The organism is Propionispora vibrioides (assembly GCF_900110485.1).
GTDB classification, from domain to species: domain Bacteria; phylum Bacillota; class Negativicutes; order Propionisporales; family Propionisporaceae; genus Propionispora; species Propionispora vibrioides.
Map to the genome: position 1 here is coordinate 124,155 of NZ_FODY01000007.1, position 16,904 is coordinate 141,058.

At 51.4% G+C, this 16,904-nt stretch carries 11 protein-coding genes and 1 riboswitch; all 11 genes read right to left on the reverse strand.

What is annotated here, in order from left to right; translation table 11 throughout:
* Positions 1–132: 132 nt before the first annotated feature.
* The 11 genes from BMW43_RS07995 to BMW43_RS08045 all read right to left on the reverse strand — a co-directional run bounded on the left by BMW43_RS07995 (position 133) and on the right by BMW43_RS08045 (position 16,632).
* The gene (locus BMW43_RS07995) at positions 133–3,246 is read right to left on the reverse strand and encodes an ATP-binding protein (protein ID WP_143050587.1); all 3,114 of its coding nucleotides are present in this window, start codon (positions 3,244–3,246) and stop codon (positions 133–135) included.
* A gap of 126 nt (positions 3,247–3,372) precedes the next feature.
* Positions 3,373–3,786 carry a metal-dependent transcriptional regulator gene (locus BMW43_RS08000; protein ID WP_091745543.1) on the reverse strand — a complete coding sequence of 138 codons (414 nt, stop codon included), beginning with the start codon at positions 3,784–3,786 and terminating at the stop codon, positions 3,373–3,375.
* A 281-nt stretch (positions 3,787–4,067) separates the two neighbouring features.
* A complete protein-coding gene (locus BMW43_RS08005) occupies positions 4,068–5,219 on the reverse strand; it encodes a mannitol-1-phosphate 5-dehydrogenase (protein ID WP_091745545.1) in 1,152 nt (383 codons plus the stop codon).
* A gap of 1 nt (position 5,220) precedes the next feature.
* Entirely contained in the window at positions 5,221–5,658 is a 438-nt protein-coding gene (locus tag BMW43_RS08010; RefSeq protein ID WP_091745547.1) for a PTS mannitol transporter subunit IIA, read from the reverse strand.
* Positions 5,659–5,660: 2 nt separating this feature from the next.
* Complete coding sequence (locus BMW43_RS08015) at positions 5,661–7,757, reverse strand: BglG family transcription antiterminator (RefSeq protein ID WP_091745549.1); 2,097 nt, start codon at positions 7,755–7,757, stop codon at positions 5,661–5,663.
* A gap of 179 nt (positions 7,758–7,936) precedes the next feature.
* Entirely contained in the window at positions 7,937–9,331 is a 1,395-nt protein-coding gene (locus BMW43_RS08020; protein ID WP_091745550.1) for a PTS mannitol transporter subunit IIBC, read from the reverse strand.
* Positions 9,332–9,806: 475 nt separating this feature from the next.
* The gene (gene cobT / locus BMW43_RS08025) at positions 9,807–11,864 is read right to left on the reverse strand and encodes a nicotinate-nucleotide--dimethylbenzimidazole phosphoribosyltransferase (protein ID WP_091745552.1); all 2,058 of its coding nucleotides are present in this window, start codon (positions 11,862–11,864) and stop codon (positions 9,807–9,809) included.
* A gap of 132 nt (positions 11,865–11,996) precedes the next feature.
* On the reverse strand, positions 11,997–12,659 hold the full coding sequence (locus BMW43_RS08030) for an MBL fold metallo-hydrolase (RefSeq protein WP_091745554.1): 663 nt from the start codon (positions 12,657–12,659) through the stop codon (positions 11,997–11,999).
* A gap of 333 nt (positions 12,660–12,992) precedes the next feature.
* A complete protein-coding gene (locus tag BMW43_RS08035) occupies positions 12,993–14,294 on the reverse strand; it encodes a methyl-accepting chemotaxis protein (RefSeq protein WP_245732269.1) in 1,302 nt (433 codons plus the stop codon).
* Between the two features lie 527 nt (positions 14,295–14,821).
* Positions 14,822–14,907, reverse strand: a riboswitch (cyclic di-GMP riboswitch).
* A 109-nt stretch (positions 14,908–15,016) separates the two neighbouring features.
* Positions 15,017–15,574, reverse strand: a complete 558-nt coding sequence (locus BMW43_RS08040) for a gamma-glutamylcyclotransferase family protein (protein ID WP_091745557.1) — start codon at positions 15,572–15,574, stop codon at positions 15,017–15,019.
* 17 nt (positions 15,575–15,591) lie between these two features.
* Positions 15,592–16,632: an aldo/keto reductase gene (locus BMW43_RS08045; protein WP_245732271.1), complete on the reverse strand. Its 1,041-nt coding sequence runs from the start codon at positions 16,630–16,632 to the stop codon at positions 15,592–15,594.
* Positions 16,633–16,904: the final 272 nt, after the last annotated feature.

The following is a 16,904-nucleotide window of genomic DNA, read 5'->3' on the forward strand; positions in this document are numbered from 1 at the left end:
GCAACAACCCTAATCCCGGATAATGACGGTATATTTTCCGTAACACTATATTTATTGTCGGTCGGCATACGTTTGGTATGCCTTTTTCCTCCGCCTTGCTTTACGGAAAATCCCCTTTAAAGCTGATTCGGCCTACCCTGCCGGTTCCGCCGTAACAGGAATCCGAAAAGTTACGGTGGTTCCCTTGCCCACCTCGCTGACAAGTGTCAGCTTTTGCCCATAAAAGGAGAGTAAACGCCGGTTGATATTTCGCAAACCAATCCCGTCATTCGCCCTGTCGGCATCAGCCAATAGGCTGGACAGCCGGTCAGCCGGAATTCCCACACCGCTATCGGCAACCGTTATGACCGCATTGTCCTTATCCTTTTCCACCGCGATCCGGACCCGGCCTCTGCCGCCTTGTCTCATAATACCATGCTGAATCGCATTTTCTACTAACGGTTGGATGGTTAGCGGCAAAATATGGCCTTGCAATACATCGGGATCAATAGCATATTCTACCTCCAGCCTGTCGCCAAAACGGGCTTTTTCCAGTTCTACATAGGAATGCACCAATTCCAGTTCATTCTCCAGGCTGGTATAAACCGAAGTTCCTCGGATTTCAAAGCTTTTACGCAAATAATTGCTGAATTCGCTCAGCAGCATCCCGGCTTTTTCCCCGTCGGTATAGCAAAAGGCAACAATGGTATTGAGCGCATTATACAGAAAATGCGGCTTGATCTGGGATTGCAGAAAGGCCATTTCCGCCCGGACAACATCCTTTACGGCCTTTTGCAGGGACAACAGCGTCCCGACCCGTGACCTGATTTCCTGGCTGGCAAACGGTTTGGCAACAAAATCATTGGCTCCGGCGGCAAAAGCGGCGGCAATATCCTCCTGTGAATTGCAGGCTGTCAGGATGATGATCGGCAACTCCAGCATGGAATACCTGTTCCTGATCTGGCGGCACAGTTCGTAGCCCGACATATCCGGCAGCATCACATCCAACAGCACCAAGTCCGGACTGTTTGCCGACCCGGTCTGCGCCAACGCCTCCGCCGCCGTCGCCGCCGTAAGAATATTATAGTCATCCTTGGCAAATACCCGGAGCACCACCTGCAGATTAGACGGTTCATCATCCACTGCCAAAATAGTAAACTCGCCATTTTTTAATGTCTGCAGCGGCAGCACTGACTCCAAAGGCTGAAGCTGTCTATCTGTCTGACGGCCGGCGGCCGTGTCTGCCGGCTCCGTGGCTGTCTGGCTGACCGCCAGTTCAAAAACAAACCGGGACCCCACACCGGATTCCGACCAGTCAAGCCACAGTTTTCCTCCCATCAGTTCGATTAATTGACGGGAAATTGTTAGCCCGATTCCCGTGCCCCCCCGTCTATGCTCGGCTTGCTCAAAGGCGTCAAATATCTTTTCCCGCAGCCCTGCCGGTATGCCGCAGCCCGTATCCTCCACGGCAATTCGCAAGCAACTGCCCTGGCTGCCCTGGCTTTCAGCCTTAACCCGGATTTCCCCCTCACGGGTAAATTTCACGGCATTACCGATCAAATTGAATAAGACCTGCCGGAGTCTGTCCTCATCGGCCACAATAGTCGGCAGCGTGTCCGGCAATTCCTGCGCCAGCCGGACTTTTCCCGGCGGCAGCAAATACCCGGCAACATCCAATACGGCGCCAATGACCGGCCGGATATCCACCGGCGCCAGCTGCAGCCGGACTTCCCGGTTTTTAAGCCTGGAAAAATCCAGAATATCATTGATAAGATTAGTCAGCCTTCGGCTAATGGAAACTATTTGCTGCCAGTGTTCGGCCTGGTGGGAATTTACCGGATTATCCGAACTTTCCAAAGCGGCTTCCGCAATATTAAGAATACCCTGCACCGGTGTCTTAAGCTCATGGGAGGTGTTCAGCAGAAATTCATCCTTGACTTTATCCAAATTAAGCAGCCTCTGCGACATAGCTTCAATCGTATCATAGGCATCGGAAAAACGGATGACCAAAATCAAAGAAATGAGTATGACAAAGCTCAATGAACCAAAATCGCCAATCACCCGGGCCGGCAGAAAATCATTCTGGTATAAAAAAATTTCCACAATAGTCCCCGTTATGCAGCCGAAAGCACAAATCAGAATTTGCAGGCCCAGCCGCCCCAAATTGCCATACCTTTTTTGCTGCAGCGACCGGCACAGCAAAAAAACAATGCCGATATAGACGACACTTTCCAATACAACAAACGGTAGCTCCAGAAAAGAGTACAATTTGAGCGGCGACACTAAGATAAGCAGCAGGTAGCTGCCAAAGATACTGATAATAAAAGTAAGCAGCTTAGGCGGCAGCAATTCCCGTCCGGCCTCTTTCAAAAACAGGGAGATTGCCACAACATGGCCAAATCCGGCCAGGCTTTTTATCTTATAAATGGTTTCAAAGGATATGGTCGGAAAAAACTGGGCCAACAGCCGCTGCCCCTGCGTAAACTGGGCCAAAGCCAGAATCAGGCAGTACATACCGAAATACCCTAAACTCCGGTTATTGGGCCGGTAAAAAAAGGTGCAAATATGATACAACCCGATAAAAAACAATCCGGCAAACACAATAAGCTCCGTCCGTGACAGTCTGTTTTCCAAACCGATAATATCATTTTGCCGGCCCAGATAGATGGACGTGGCAATTCCGCTGTTCGGGCGGTACGTATAATTGGCCACCTGCAGCAACAGTTCCGCCTGATCACCCTGTACGGTAAAAAAAGTGGTATAAGGGGTATTGCCGGCTGTATAAGCAGCTTCGTCGGCAGCCGGACTGCCGCTTTGCCCCCGCAACAGGCCATCGATAAACAGCTTGTGGGATTGGCGGATATACTGGGTTTTTATTCCCAGCGTGTCCGTAGTCGGTTTAAGCTTAACCACCAGCCGGTAAGTGCCAAACCCCGCAGTCTGCAAGGTTTCGTCTGCCAGCTTTCCCGCCCAGAGTGACGGAACTTTTATGTACCCGGTCAGCCGCGGTTTTCCTGCCGCCCCATTGCCGGCGAAATCAGCCGGCGTCAGCAATTGCCGCCAGTAAAACTCCCACTGACCATCCAATGCAACATTGCCATCTGCTGCAAAATCCCAGCCCGCAAGATCGAGCACTCCCCGTACGGCCTGAGGGCCTTTTTTCTCTGGCAGCCTTCCGGCTAACAGCCAGGAACCGACCAGGGAAAGGCTGATTACCAGCAGCACAATACCATAGGCATTTCTCCGTTTTCCAATCCAGTTTATCAAGCAGGCACCCTCTTGCTGTATCGTTATTTCTTTGATTATACCTGCCCTGTTCTGCCAAAGGCAAGTGAAAATAAACAGCAACAGGGACGGAAAAGCGCACCGGCAAGCTGCGTTTTTCCGTCCCTGTTAGCGGGATTTTTGCACATACTCTAAAAAACGGGCGTATATATCGGGATTGTCCCGGACAAATACCATAAACCGCCGGATTGAGGCAATCGTCTCCGGCGAGAGATAATGTTCCATCGCTTCGGCTTCGGCCGCCACATCGCAGCCGGAACACAAAGTTCGCAAAAAATCCTGCAACAGCGTATTGCGTTCCACCAGATACGAGCCCATCTGACGCCCCTTATCGGTCAGTTCAATCATCCCGTACTTTTGATAGGTAATGTAACCGCCACTCTTAAGCTTTGCCATCGCCTTGGTGACCGAAGGCAGCGATACCCGCAAGGTCCGGCTGATATCGGTAACCCGGGCCTCTCCCCGACTGGCGGCAAACCGGTAAATCTCTTCCAAATAGTCCTCCAGACTAGGAGACAGCATGGCCCTACCTCCTTTTAGTACTCCACCAACCTTGAAAACAGAAATTGCTGACGGTCAAAATCTTGTCACCCTTCATTGTCGTCAGCCGACATACTGTCGGTATGCCACCCTCCTCCGCCTTGGCTGACAAAACTTTCGTCTCGCCATCAGCTTCCTGTTTCAAAGCTGGCGGAGTGCTATGCCTTATTAATAGTAAGCATATGCAGCGCCGGCCCGTTTATGTCTCATGATGAAAATGACAACAAGCAGCCTGCCGGCTGCTTGTTGTTGCTAAAACAGACTTATCTGGTTGTCTTAAGCTGATTGTACTGGGCAAGAATACTGGAGAACAGCGCCGTGCCGGCAGCAACTCCCGTATAGTGCTCAATAGCCTTTTCAATTCCCTTGTCCCGGATAAAGCTTTGCACTTCAACAGCTTCCGGGTCCTCCTGATAATCAAACAGCAAAGCGGCGGCAATAACGGTTGCCAGCCCGATCGGTTCAATTTCATAGGCTGCAGCCTGTGTGGCCGGACTTACCAGACGGTCGGCCGGCGACAGCTTGCGAACCGGCGACCGGCCCACCCGGGTCACTTCATCGCTGATATACGGATTGGTAAAGCGTTTTAAAATTTTATTGATATAGGCTTCATGCTTTTCCCGGTCAAAACCGTATTTGGCGACCAGAACGGCACCGGTTTCGTGCAGCACTTTCTGGGTCGTGGCCACAATGTCCGGATTTTTCATGGCCTGGTCAATGCTGGGCAATCCCTGCAGATAGCCAAGATAGGCTACCGTGGCATGGCCGGTATTGACAGTAAACAGCTTGCGTTCAATAAAAGGCTTGAGGTCATCCACATAGGTTACTCCGTCAATCGCCGGGACAGCGCCGACGATCTGGGACTGATTGACCACCCATTCATAAAAAGGTTCGACCGTAACCAGCAGCTTGTCGTCATTTTTTTGTAACGGTACAATCCGGTCAACCGCGGCATCAGGAAAACCGATAACTTTATCGGCCTGCTCCTTGTCGGCATCGCTCAGAGCAGCATAGACAAAGGAACGCAGTGCCGAACTGCCGCCAATCATGTTCTCGCAGGCGATGACATTAAGCGGTGCCCCGCCTTGCTGCAACCGGAGTGAAATGCCCTTGGCAATGACGGGAGCAATAAATTTTAAGATATTGGGACCAATGGCGGTGGTAACCAGATCGGCTTTGGCAATCTCCCGGGCTACCGCGTCTTCATCCTTGCCATTGACCGCCCGGACCGAGGTTACAGTAAAGGCTGTCTTTTCCTCAGCAGCCAGTACCACCGTATATTCTTTGCGGTTATTGATTTCTTCTACCAGTTCCTGATTGACATCAACAAAGCAAATTTCATATCCTGCCTGATGCAATAACTGTCCGATGAAACCCCGTCCAATATTGCCGGCACCATAGTGAACTGCCAGCATATTACATACCCCTTTCAAAAATATCGATAATCTCTTCGGCGCTCTTAGCTGCTACCAGTTTCTTTACATTTTCTTCTTCAGCACAGACCAAAGCGATATTGGAGAGAATCTCCAGATGTTCATCGCCAACACCGGCAATGCCGATTAAGAGATAGGCCGTATTACCTTCACCGAAATCAACGCCTTGCGGGACCTGGACGACCGAAATTCCCGAGGATTTTATAAACGGTTTAGCCTCGTTGGTGCCGTGCGGAATGGCTACGCCATTACCAATATAGGTGGTGATCAGCTCTTCCCGTTCATACATTTTAGTAATATAATCCGGCGCCACATGCCCGTTATCAACCAAGAGCTGTCCAGCCAGGGCAATCGCTTCCCGTTTGTCGCCAACACTGGCATTCAATTTAATTTTATTTTTTCCGATTAATGCTTGACTCATCATTATCTCTCCTTTTTTATCTTTGCTAATACATATTTATATAGATGGGTTGTAAAAAACGCGATAATGCGCTGCTGATTGCCGGACTCCAGGATAGGAGCCAGTTCGTCCTCAATAAGCAATGAGCTGACTTCGCTCAGCACTTCCAACCCTTCCTTGCTGATTCGGGCCGGAGCCAACAGGAGTAAAATCCGGTCGACATCCAGGTACTTTTTATCCATGCCCTTAATGAGCAGTGGATTATCCAGATGATATAGCCGTACCGCCGGCCGCAGCACCGCTTCGGCCTTGGCATGGAACAGCGCCAGCCGCATATTGGGAATACCCAGGCCGCCCAGGCTCTGTCTTTCCAGCAATTTTTCAATGATCTCTTCTTTATCGCGGATGACCTGCAACTGCTCCAATTTCCGGCAAATGGTCTCCAGGACCTCTTCTATATGCATGTTTTGATTCAATACGGTATCAAAACGAAAATTTTCAATAATTGATAAGGTATGACCGATATAAGCCTGCCAGCCTCTCAAATCGCTCAGCACTTCTTCAGTGTTCAGCACATTCGAAGCATCCGGCTGCAGCGGGCCTTTTCTGATCCCCTTCAGAAAAACATTGATATTGTGAACATCTTCCTTGGTTAGTAAGGGTGTAACCAATACATAATCATCGCGTTGCAGCGACAGAGGAACCGTCGAAATAATCAAGTCATACTCGGTTTCCGGAATTTTATTAATATCGAACAAGGATATGTTTTTCGCCAGGCCGATATAGGGTAATTCCTTCTCAATCCGGCTGGCCAGTATCTTGGAGGAACCGATGCCGCTGGAGCACACGACCAGGGCCCGGAATTTCTGGTTAAACTGCCCCATTCGTTCCAGCGAAGCGCCGATATGCATCACCAGATAGCCAATTTCCTCCTCGGGCACCGTCAGTTCGTCAAAAACCTCGGCCACTGCCTGCTTCAGGACCTGAAACAAATCGCTGTACCTGGCTTTGATTTCGGTGAGCAAGGGGTTGCGGATCTTCATGTTTTTCTGGATTCTAAATAACGCCGGCTCAATATGCGTGAGCAGACCCTGTACCAGATTCGGGTCAGCCTGGAATGAAAAGTCAAGCTGTTCTTCACAGTAGCGAATCATCCGGTTGACTTTAGTGACCAGTTCCAGATTTTTAAATTCAAACCAATCATCATAAGAGCTGCGCAGTTTCGCGCCGCGAAGATGCATGGTAATGTAACCGATTTCCGAGTCGGGAATATCCATCTGAAAAATACTGCGCAACCGTTGAATAATAGTTTCCGCGATCCGGAATTCGGGAGTAAGCTCCAGCTCCTTTAAATGCTCTTCGTCAAAAGTAATTTGTTCTCCCTTTTCAATGCGCTCAATGGCCAGCGCCAAATGAATCACCAGACCGATAAACGAGCTGTCCGCCAGAGGATAGGGTAATTCCTCCTCCAGGGTTCGCAGCGAGTTTTCAATCATAATCAGTTTTTCTTTTTCAATTAAGCCCAGCAGCCGTTCGGAAACGGTATTGATATGCCGGGTGGATTTGCCGTGAATATTTTCCTTTAAAATGCCCAGCAGTTCAAACTCATCCAAATGCTCCGTGATCAGTTCGCTCATCGCCTTGCGTTTGGCCGACTCCGAACCGCACAGTTCCACACCGTAACCGCGCTTTCTGAGCAGCGTCAGTTCGTAACGCCGCAGCCAGTCCACCATTTCATCCAAATCATAGCTGATGGTGGCTGTCGTCACTTTGAGATCAAAAGCCAGCGAAACCAGCTTGACAGGCTCTGTCGCCTCCAACAGCTGGCAAAGGATGAGCAGCTTCCGCTCGTCCGGCGCATACTCCACCGTAGTCTGATTATACAGAGACAGGCGCAGTTCTTCCTTCTGGCGGGCCTCGCCTTCAATGGCAACGCCGATGCCGGACCGTTTTACCAACTGCAACCCTTGCTGCTCTAACAGCGGTTCCAGTTCGGTTAATTCCCGGTGTACGGTACGGGTGCTCACCTCAATTCGGTCAGCTATATCTTTTATCGTAATTTCCTGTTCTTCAGTTAAGAGGATATTCAGAATCATCCGCTGCCTTGAGCTTACACCCATACATTACCCTCCCCGCAAATGGAGAACAGACTGGGCTCGCGCCCAGTCCCTCCGGATACAGGCAAACGCCCTTGAACCTCAATACTTCTGCTAAGGTGCCATCCGTTCTCAGTTCTGATCAGTTTTGCCTGTGAAAAAGAGTTCACGCTAGTTGGCGTACAACTAGCGTGATTTTTTTATTAGGACAAACGTTCTACCAGTTGATCATATTCCGGACTGCTCAGGAAGTTCTCAATGGAAATGTGCTCGGCGCCCGGCAGTTTGCCTTTAGCCCGTTCAGTCAGACTTTTCTGAGTGATAACAATATCGGCGTCGCCGGGAAGTTCGTTAATCGCTGTGTTGATAACAGTGATATCCAAACCAGCATCTTTAAATTTCTTGCGAAGGATGGAAGCGCCCATGGCACTTGACCCCATGCCTGCATCACAAGCGAATACTACTTTTCTTACGTTGGTAACCGCTTTGGTTTCTACTTTTTTGCCTTTCATCTGTTGCATTTTAACAGTGGCTTGTTCCAAATCGTCTTCTTCCGTTTGTCCGCCCATCTTTAAGAGAGCCGAAGCGATGAAGAAGGATACGGCAGTAGCTACGGCTACACCGGCCAATACCGGGAACAGCCCGCCTTTCGGCGACATAGCGATTAAAGCGAAGATACTACCAGGCGAGGGAACGGCGACCAGACCGGCTCCTAAGATTTGGAATGTCAACGTACCAGCTACGCCACCGCCCATAGCGGCCAGAATCAACCGGGGATTCATCAGAATATAGGGGAAGTAAATTTCATGAATACCACCAAGGAAGTGAATGATGATCGCACCAGGAGAAGACTGTTTAGCCATTCCTTTACCAACCAGCCAGTAGGCCAGCAGAATGCCTAAGCCAGGACCCGGGTTTGGTTCAAGCAGGAAGATGATGGATTTACCGGCTTGAGCAGCTTGTCCAAGGCCGATCGGGCTTAAAATACCATGGTTGATTGCATTGTTCAGGAAGAGTACTTTAGCCGGTTCAATGAAGACGTTGGCCAGCGGCAGCATGCCTGCACTGATAATTACGCCAACGCCGGCAGCTAACGCTTTGCTAAGACCGCCAACAACCGGTCCAACACCGGAGTAACCCACCAGGGCCACGATAGCACCACCAATACCGGCGGAGAAGTTGTTTACCAACATTTCAAAACCGGAAGGAACCTTGCCTTCGAAAGCCGCGTCAATCTTTTTGATAATCCAGCCGCCGAAGGGACCCATGATCATGGCGCCCAGGAACATCGGAATGTCTGCACCGACGATTACGCCGACAGTAGCTACAGCACCGACAACCCCGCCGCGGACGTCATGGACCATTTTACCGCCGGTATAACCGATTAATAATGGCAATAGGAAGGTGATCATCGGACCAACTAATTTTGCGAAGTACTCGTTGGGTATCCACCCAGTAGGAATGAATAAAGCCGTAATAAGACCCCATGCAATAAAGGCACCGATGTTTGGCATAACCATCCCGCTAAGGAATCGGCCAAACTTTTGAATCGCCACTCTGGCTCCCTGCGATTCGGTTTGAGCAATAGAACTTTGCATTGCACTTACCTCCTTATTATTTTGTTGACAAATTTTAATAAGTCCTTACAGCTACAACTATAAATCATTTAAAACAAGATATCAAGCAAATGAAAATTGAAATTCGTCAAATTACTTGTTGCCAACATTTAATTTCACTGTCTATTTTACCAACTATTTCACGCCCCCATCCGTTACATTTATTTCCATATTTTGCGTTATGTAAAGTTCAAAACAGCCAAAGGCACTACAAAATTCGTACTTCCTTTCCTTGTTATGACGACTAGGCCTTAAACCGGCAGATAATGGCGAGACTATTGCTTGCAACACCAGGCAGCGTCGGGAAATAGACTCTCTTATTCACAGGGCATAAGAAAGAGAAGGCGCTGCCCCTTCCAGGTGAATAACTTACTAATCGGCCTTACAAAAAAACAGTACGGCTTTTCCCCATAGAGGAAACAGCCGCACTGTTTTTGATCACGTGACTACCGCTTGGTTATTCCTTTATATCCTTACTTTGTTTCAAAGCCCCCAGGCCGTCCTGCGCCACCGCCACATCGGCTTCGCCAAAGGTTTTCATATCGTTCAGCATGTGCAGCGAAGCGTCGAGAATGGTTATCCCCAACGCCGCCCCTGCCCCTTCCCGGTCCTGCAATGCCAAATGTAGATAAGCCGGAACGTCGCTCAAGTCCAGAGCGGTTTTCTGCAAGGTCAGCCGGCTGTAATGAGAACCGATCAGATAGGCGGCCGCCGCCGGCACCACTCTGGCCGCCAGCAAGCCTGCCGCCGCCGTTACCAGATTATCCAGCACGACTGCCGTCTTATGAGCGGCGGCACCTACAATAACACCAACCCAGACAGCCAGCTCAAAGCCTTCCACGGCCGCCAGGAGAGTAACCGGGTCAAGCTCACCTGCCTGCATGCCGCTCAGGCGCCGCAGCAGTTCCCGGGCCTGCGCCAATTGCGCTTGTGTCAGTCCTTCCGTTCCTTCCAATTCCCGCTTATCCGCCAGCCAGGCCGTCAGCGCGGCAGCAGCCGGCACTTCCCGGCTGTCGCCTGTGGCAATACCGATGATCCGGGCACCACGGCCGGCCTCAATCGCCGCCAAACGGACTCCCTGTCTGATGGCCTCTCTGATTAGACCGTGTCGTACCGGCAGCGCTGCTGCGTCTTCTTCCCCGGTAAATAATTGGGCTACCACCAGATGAGCCTTGCAATGGCCGGCAGCCACCTGGAACACAGGCGACCGGTCCGCCTTATCCCCGCCATACTGCAACTGAATCAAGCTGCGCGATAAATCGCGCGGTCTGGGATTGGCCGTTATACCGGCCAGCTTAACCGCTAAATGCTCCAGGGCATGAAGGCTCCCCAGCGGCTTGGTCAGATTGTCGACCCTGATCTGACAGCGTTCCATGCTCGACCTGTCCAGCGGTAAAACCGCCGCCCCCAGGGCGGCAAGCAGGTCTTCCTCTCCGGCTGGTGCCGCCGTCAATTGGATAATCTCTTCCCTGTCGGTCAATTCCGGCTGTCCGTTAGCGAACCGGAGCAGCTTTACCGAATAAGTCAGCATATTGACCACAAAAGAAGCGCCAATCGCTTCGCCCAGCCGCACCCCCAAATCCAGCATGGCATCAAGCCCCAGATAAGCCAAGGCCACCTTGTGAGCCGGTTCACCGGACAAATGGGACGGCGCCAGATACGGTTTAATCCCTGGTGCTATCGCATAAGCCAGCAGCGCTGCCGCCGTAGTGTTCAGCCCGTCGATAACCACCAGGCAGCGATGAGCCGCCGCCCCCAGCACAACACCGGCCAGGGTGCCTAATTCAAACCCGCCGATTTTACTCAGCACATCCAGCCCATCCTTGGGATCAGGACGGTTGACAGCCAGCACCTGTTCTACGATAGCAATTTTAGCCGCCAAGCGACTGTCGGAAATGCCTGTTCCCCTGCCAGTGGCCTGGCGAGGCGGAATTCCCGTAAAAGCCGAAACAATCGCCGCACTGACCGTCGTATTGCCAATACCCATTTCACCCAGACTAAAGCAGTTATATCCCTGTTTAACTTTTTCCCTGACGATTTCAATGCCTGTCTCGATGGCCTGAACCGCCTGTTCCCGGGTCATCGCCGGCCCTTCGGCCACATCCGCCGTACCATAGGCAATTTTACGGTGCCAAAGGCCGGGTACACCGGCCAGGTCGACGGCAACGCCTACATCGACCACCGCCATGTCGGAACCGGAAAAGTTGGCCAGGGCATTGGCACTGGCGCCTTGCGAGCAGACATAGTTTTTAGTCATTTGTGCTGTGGTCTCAATCGGATAAGCGCTAACCGACCGTCTCGCCACCCCGTGATCGGCACAGGCAACCACCATGCAGCATTTCGGCATCGTTGGCGCTGCCGTCCCCGTAATACCAGCATACTGCACGACCAGTTCCCGCAGCCTGCCGATATCCTGACTGTCCTTAAGCAAATTTTCCATCTCGCCATGCACGGCGGTCATCGCCGCTTTATCCAGACCGGCAATACCGGCAATGGTTTCGTTCAGTAATTTCATAATTGCCTCCTAAATTCTTCTTCTCCCGGCGAACACTTTACTGCTGTCGCCAACACTACAAAAGGGCCCGTTCGCAACAAGACAGGCAGTACCTGCCACTTTGGCTGCAAACGGGCTCCGTTGAGTTTGCCTTTATAAAAGTTTTAATACCTGATCTTTGGTAAAGGGGCCGCCGTGGCCACCGTAAAACAGGCTGGCCTGACTCAACAAATGCCGTACGCTGGTCAACAGGCGCTGCTCATCGGTAGCAAAATACGCCAAACAGGGTTCTCCGGTAAACGGCGACGGCACAAGGATATCGCCGACCAAAGCCTGTCCCGAGGCCAGCACGACCGAGATGGAGCAGTCGGTATGCCCCGGAGTATATACCGCCCTGCCGTCAATTCCATAGTCACCCAGGTCAAATTCCTCGCCGGTCATGATAATATCCGGCTCTACCGGCGCGGCAACCAGCGGCAGATTAGGGCGCAGCATTTTAAGCACCTTTTCGCCTAACTCGTTGCGGGCCACAGCAGGAGCATGCCCGCCGTTCCGTAAAAGTGGTGCCGCTTTTTCATGACAAAGCAGCGGTGCACCGGTCATGGTCTTGAGCAGCGCGGCCTGCCCGTAATGATCGGCATGGCCGTGGGTAACCACAATCAATTGGATATCCCTAGCCTGCAAGCCCAGGCGGGCAAATTCTGCCGCATACCGTGTCTCGTCGACATGAATTCCCGTATCCACCAGCAACAGCCCCCGCTCCCTGACCAGCAGCGCGTTGGCAAAGCCTAATACTAATGTATGTATTTCCGTCATCCTGTCTCGCCCTTATCTTAAATTTCGTCGAAAATGAAAACCAGCCCACCGCACGCCTCCGGCGGCATAGTGGGCTGTGCTTTTTCATCATATTCGATGTTTTCCCGTTTGTCAAATCCTAGGGAACCACTGATTTATTCACACTGCATATCCTGGCGGATCTTTTTCCGCCTGGCTGCGTCAGCAAAAAACTTGAAATAGGAACCGCTATTCCTGCGGTTTTACTTCCTTGCCAGCCGAAAAAATCTCTCGACAGACCGGCAAGCTCATTAAATCGATTCTCTAGTGCATATTGCAACTAGCCCGCTCCGTCCGGGCGAATGACAAACACCGCTATATTCTAAACTTGGCCACCGCTGCCTGCAACTCACCAGCCAGTTGAGCCAAGCTTTGGCTTGCCGAGGCAATTTCCTCCATGGAAGCCGATTGTTCCTCTGTGGCAGCCGATACGTTCTGGGCCTCGGAAGAGGTCGCCGTGCTGACTTTGGCAACGTCCTGAATACCTGTTGCCATTTCTTCACTGCCGGCAGCCATATGATCAATCGACTGGGCAATACCGTCAATTTGTTCCGACAGAACTACAATGGAATCCACAATTTTCCCAAAAGCCTCCCCGGTTGAATTAACCATCCGGATTCCTGCCCGGATGCCCTCCGCTCCGGCTTGGGTAGCAGTGACCGCCTGTTCCATATTTACCTGATTTTTGGTAATCAAGGTGCCAATTTGCTGTGCCGCCTGATTGGAGCCTTCGGCCAGCTTCCGGACCTCTTCGGCTACAACGGCGAAGCCGCGGCCATGTTCTCCTGCCCGAGCCGCTTCGATAGCGGCGTTTAAAGCCAGCAAATTAGTCTGTCCCGCAATGGAAGAAATCAGCGTAACAATTTCCCCGATTTCCCGCGAGCCGCTGGATAGTTCCTCAATAGCCTGCTGTACGGCGTCCGAGCCTTCCCCGATACGGTTGATTTGTTCCACCGTCTGCTCTACCGCCTGCCGTCCCTGTTCAGCCTCAGTCGACGTATTCTGGGCAATATGCGCCACATCGCCGGCTGCTCTGACCACTTCTTTGGTACTTTGCATAATGGCGTCGGCAATCATGGCTATGTACTCGGCCGAACCTGCCTGTTTTTCCGTTCCCTGGGCAATTTCCGTAATCGAGCCGGCTACCTGATTAGCCGCCTCAGCCGACTGATGAGCGCTGGCTGTCAGTTCCTCACTGGAAGCGGCCACCTGCTCGGCCTGGGATAAAACCTGAGCCACAAGAGCGCGGAGTGAAGTCCGCATATCGTTAATGCATTGGGCCAGTTGACCGATTTCGTCCTCAGAAGTAACCAATGCCGGCCGCGCTCTCAGATCGCCCTGAGACAACAGCAAGCATTCATCGCGCATCAACTTAATCGGTTCCGCCAGCCGGCCGCTCACTACCATAATATAAATTGCCACCAGCACCAATAGAACAAAAGATGCCCCCACCAATGCCGGTGTTAATGAACCTATAGCTGCCAGCGCTTTTTCTTCCGGCAGATTAGCCAGCAATGATTGCCGGGACAAATAATAACCGATGGCCGACAATACGACAGCCGTTATAATTTGCACCGGCAGAAAAGCAAGCAGAAATCTCGTTCGAAGAGTAGTCATGTCCAATTCCATCCCCCTATTTCTCCAGTTCTCTAGAGCTATATTATATTTTATATTATTGAAAATTCGACAGATTCTAACTAATCCCTCCAACAGAATGCACCTGTTAGGGCTTGCCCGTTATTTTTTAGTATTTTCTCCCCCTCTCCGCCGGTTACGGCAAACATTTCAAGCCAGCCTAACAGGTACAGCCACCTAACTATGCTGAAACTTACCCTAATGGGCTATTTACTCTGAAATTACAAGCACTTCACGGTTATGTTTCTGCAAGACCTTATTGGCATCGACCCACATGCAGCCGATAGACTCGCTTCCTTGCAAAAAAAACGGCTTATTCAATTTGCATTTTCAAAGTAAACGGACCACTAGTCAGTGACAATCACTCCTGCGCCAGACCAAAATTGACGGTAAAAACGTACTAGCCCGCACCCGTCAATCTCCAGCTTAACTGCCTAACCGAAAAATTGATCTAACCATACCCTATTTTATAAATAAAAAACCAAGCTGTCGCCTGGCTAATATTACAATGGAGCAACCTGGCAATCATAGACAAAAAGTCCGTAGACCCATAGCTTTGCGCCCTTATTTTTCAATAAGTTTGCCGAATATCCTTAATTTGATTATATTATTCTACTTTATTCGGACGATGTCAATAAGAATCAGGACAAAATACCCAGTATCCAAACCATCGTCGCTCTTTTACAAGGCCGGACATTGGCAGGCTACTCTTCACAGCCGCTGCAGCCGTCACAGCCGCCCTGGCCTACCCGTTCATAAGACGGCCGCCGGGGAACCGGGTAAGCGGCAGGTTTGGCAGGCACTGCCGCCAGTGCTGTCACATATTCGTCAGGTAATCCCTGTTCCCGGGCGCCCTCAAGAATAACATTCAGGTATTGCGTGCTGGGTATCTCCGGCTGGCCCAAACGGGCCTTCTTATAAATGGTCGCCGCTACTGGCGCTTCCCCGTCCACCGACACTTCCACCGGATAGTGAAAGTATTCTCCCGTCCCGTCAGCCCGGGCATCTTCACAGTTATCCAGGCGTTCCCAGTCATACGGCTCCAGACGGTACAACACACCCCATACGGCAGACTGAGGATCGGGAATCACGGTCTCAACCGCGCCGTCCCAGGTGCGGGAATAACCAAAAAAATCAACCCGGTGTCCCTCCAGCCGGGCAATGCCCAATACCTGGGGATTACCACACTTTAAGTGCATCAATGCCCGATTGATATTGGCCCCGTAAGCAAAATACAAACGTTCCTCAATCTGTCTCATCATGAATTCCCCCTGCTCGATCAATTTCGTCCGGCTAGCCGGCGGTGCTCTGTAAACATTTCATAGTTCTTCCTGATAATCTGCGGAATGGCAAGTTCGTAAGGACATCGCGGCAGGCAGGCGCCACACTCCACACAGTTCGTCACACTCTCCATGGCCGCCTTGGAAAACTCAATGGAGACCTGCGGCGACATCCGCTTGGCCACAATGGGATAGCCCATGGCCGGTGTGATCATAACCCCGTGCGGACAAGGCTGACAATATTCACAGCGACGGCAAAACCGCTGTCCCAGTTCCCGACGGTACTCTTCCATGGCCGCCAGATCTTCCGGCTTAACCTGATTGGGCTTTTCATAGATGGTCAGTATTTCATCAATCGACGCAACCGAATCAAAACCGGGAATAGGAATAGCTTCGGGATACTGGCGCAGAAACTTAAACGCCAGCGCCGCATTATCCAGCGCCCCGCCGGCAAAGGGCTTCATCACGATATTGCCGAGATTCATTTCTTTGGCGATTTTGTGCAGTTCTTCCTTCGGCTCCTGTTCAATAAAATTAAACGGAAACTGGATGGTCTCAAACAAACCTGTTTTCACCAATTTGATGGCCATCGCCAGATTGTGGGACGTAATCCCGAGATGCCTGATTTTCCCCTGTTCCCGGGCTTTCACCACGGCTTCCAGCGCGCCGCCCGGCGCCGTAATAGCCTGCCAGTCCTTTTCCTGCGACACCTGGTGCAATTGGTACAAATCAATGTAATCCGACCGGAGCATGCGCAGGCTATTTTCCAGGTGGGTCGTCGCCCCGGCGGCATCACGCCGGCCCGTTTTCGTGGCGATGACCACCTTGGTCCGGCAATGGCCGAAGGCCTGGCCAATTTTGTCCTCACTGTCTTTATAGGCATTGGCCGTATCATAAAAGGTAATGCCCCGTTCCAGAGAATACTGCAGTATCTTAACCGCTTCTGAAGCCGGCAGGCGCAGAATGGGTATGCCGCCAAACCCCACCTCGGAAACAGTAAGATCCGTTTTTCCTAATATCCGGTATTGCAAAACAACCATCCCCCTTTGTATTATGCCGCCCGACACCAGCCGGCAGGACTTTTACTGCGCGGTACAACTCCCATCTTCTGTACGGCAAATGCAAATTCCTGCCAGCAGCCTTGCTTCTCATCCTGCCGGACCGACAAAATATTTATGTGCCGGGAATCTCTTTTTTATGATAAAAAATCCTGCTGCCTGTCATCGGTCTGCAAGGTGAAAAAGCCGGACAACCGCCTGAGGCCATAAAAGAGGCGCGGTCAAACACAAACTGTGTGTTTGGCCGCGCCTTT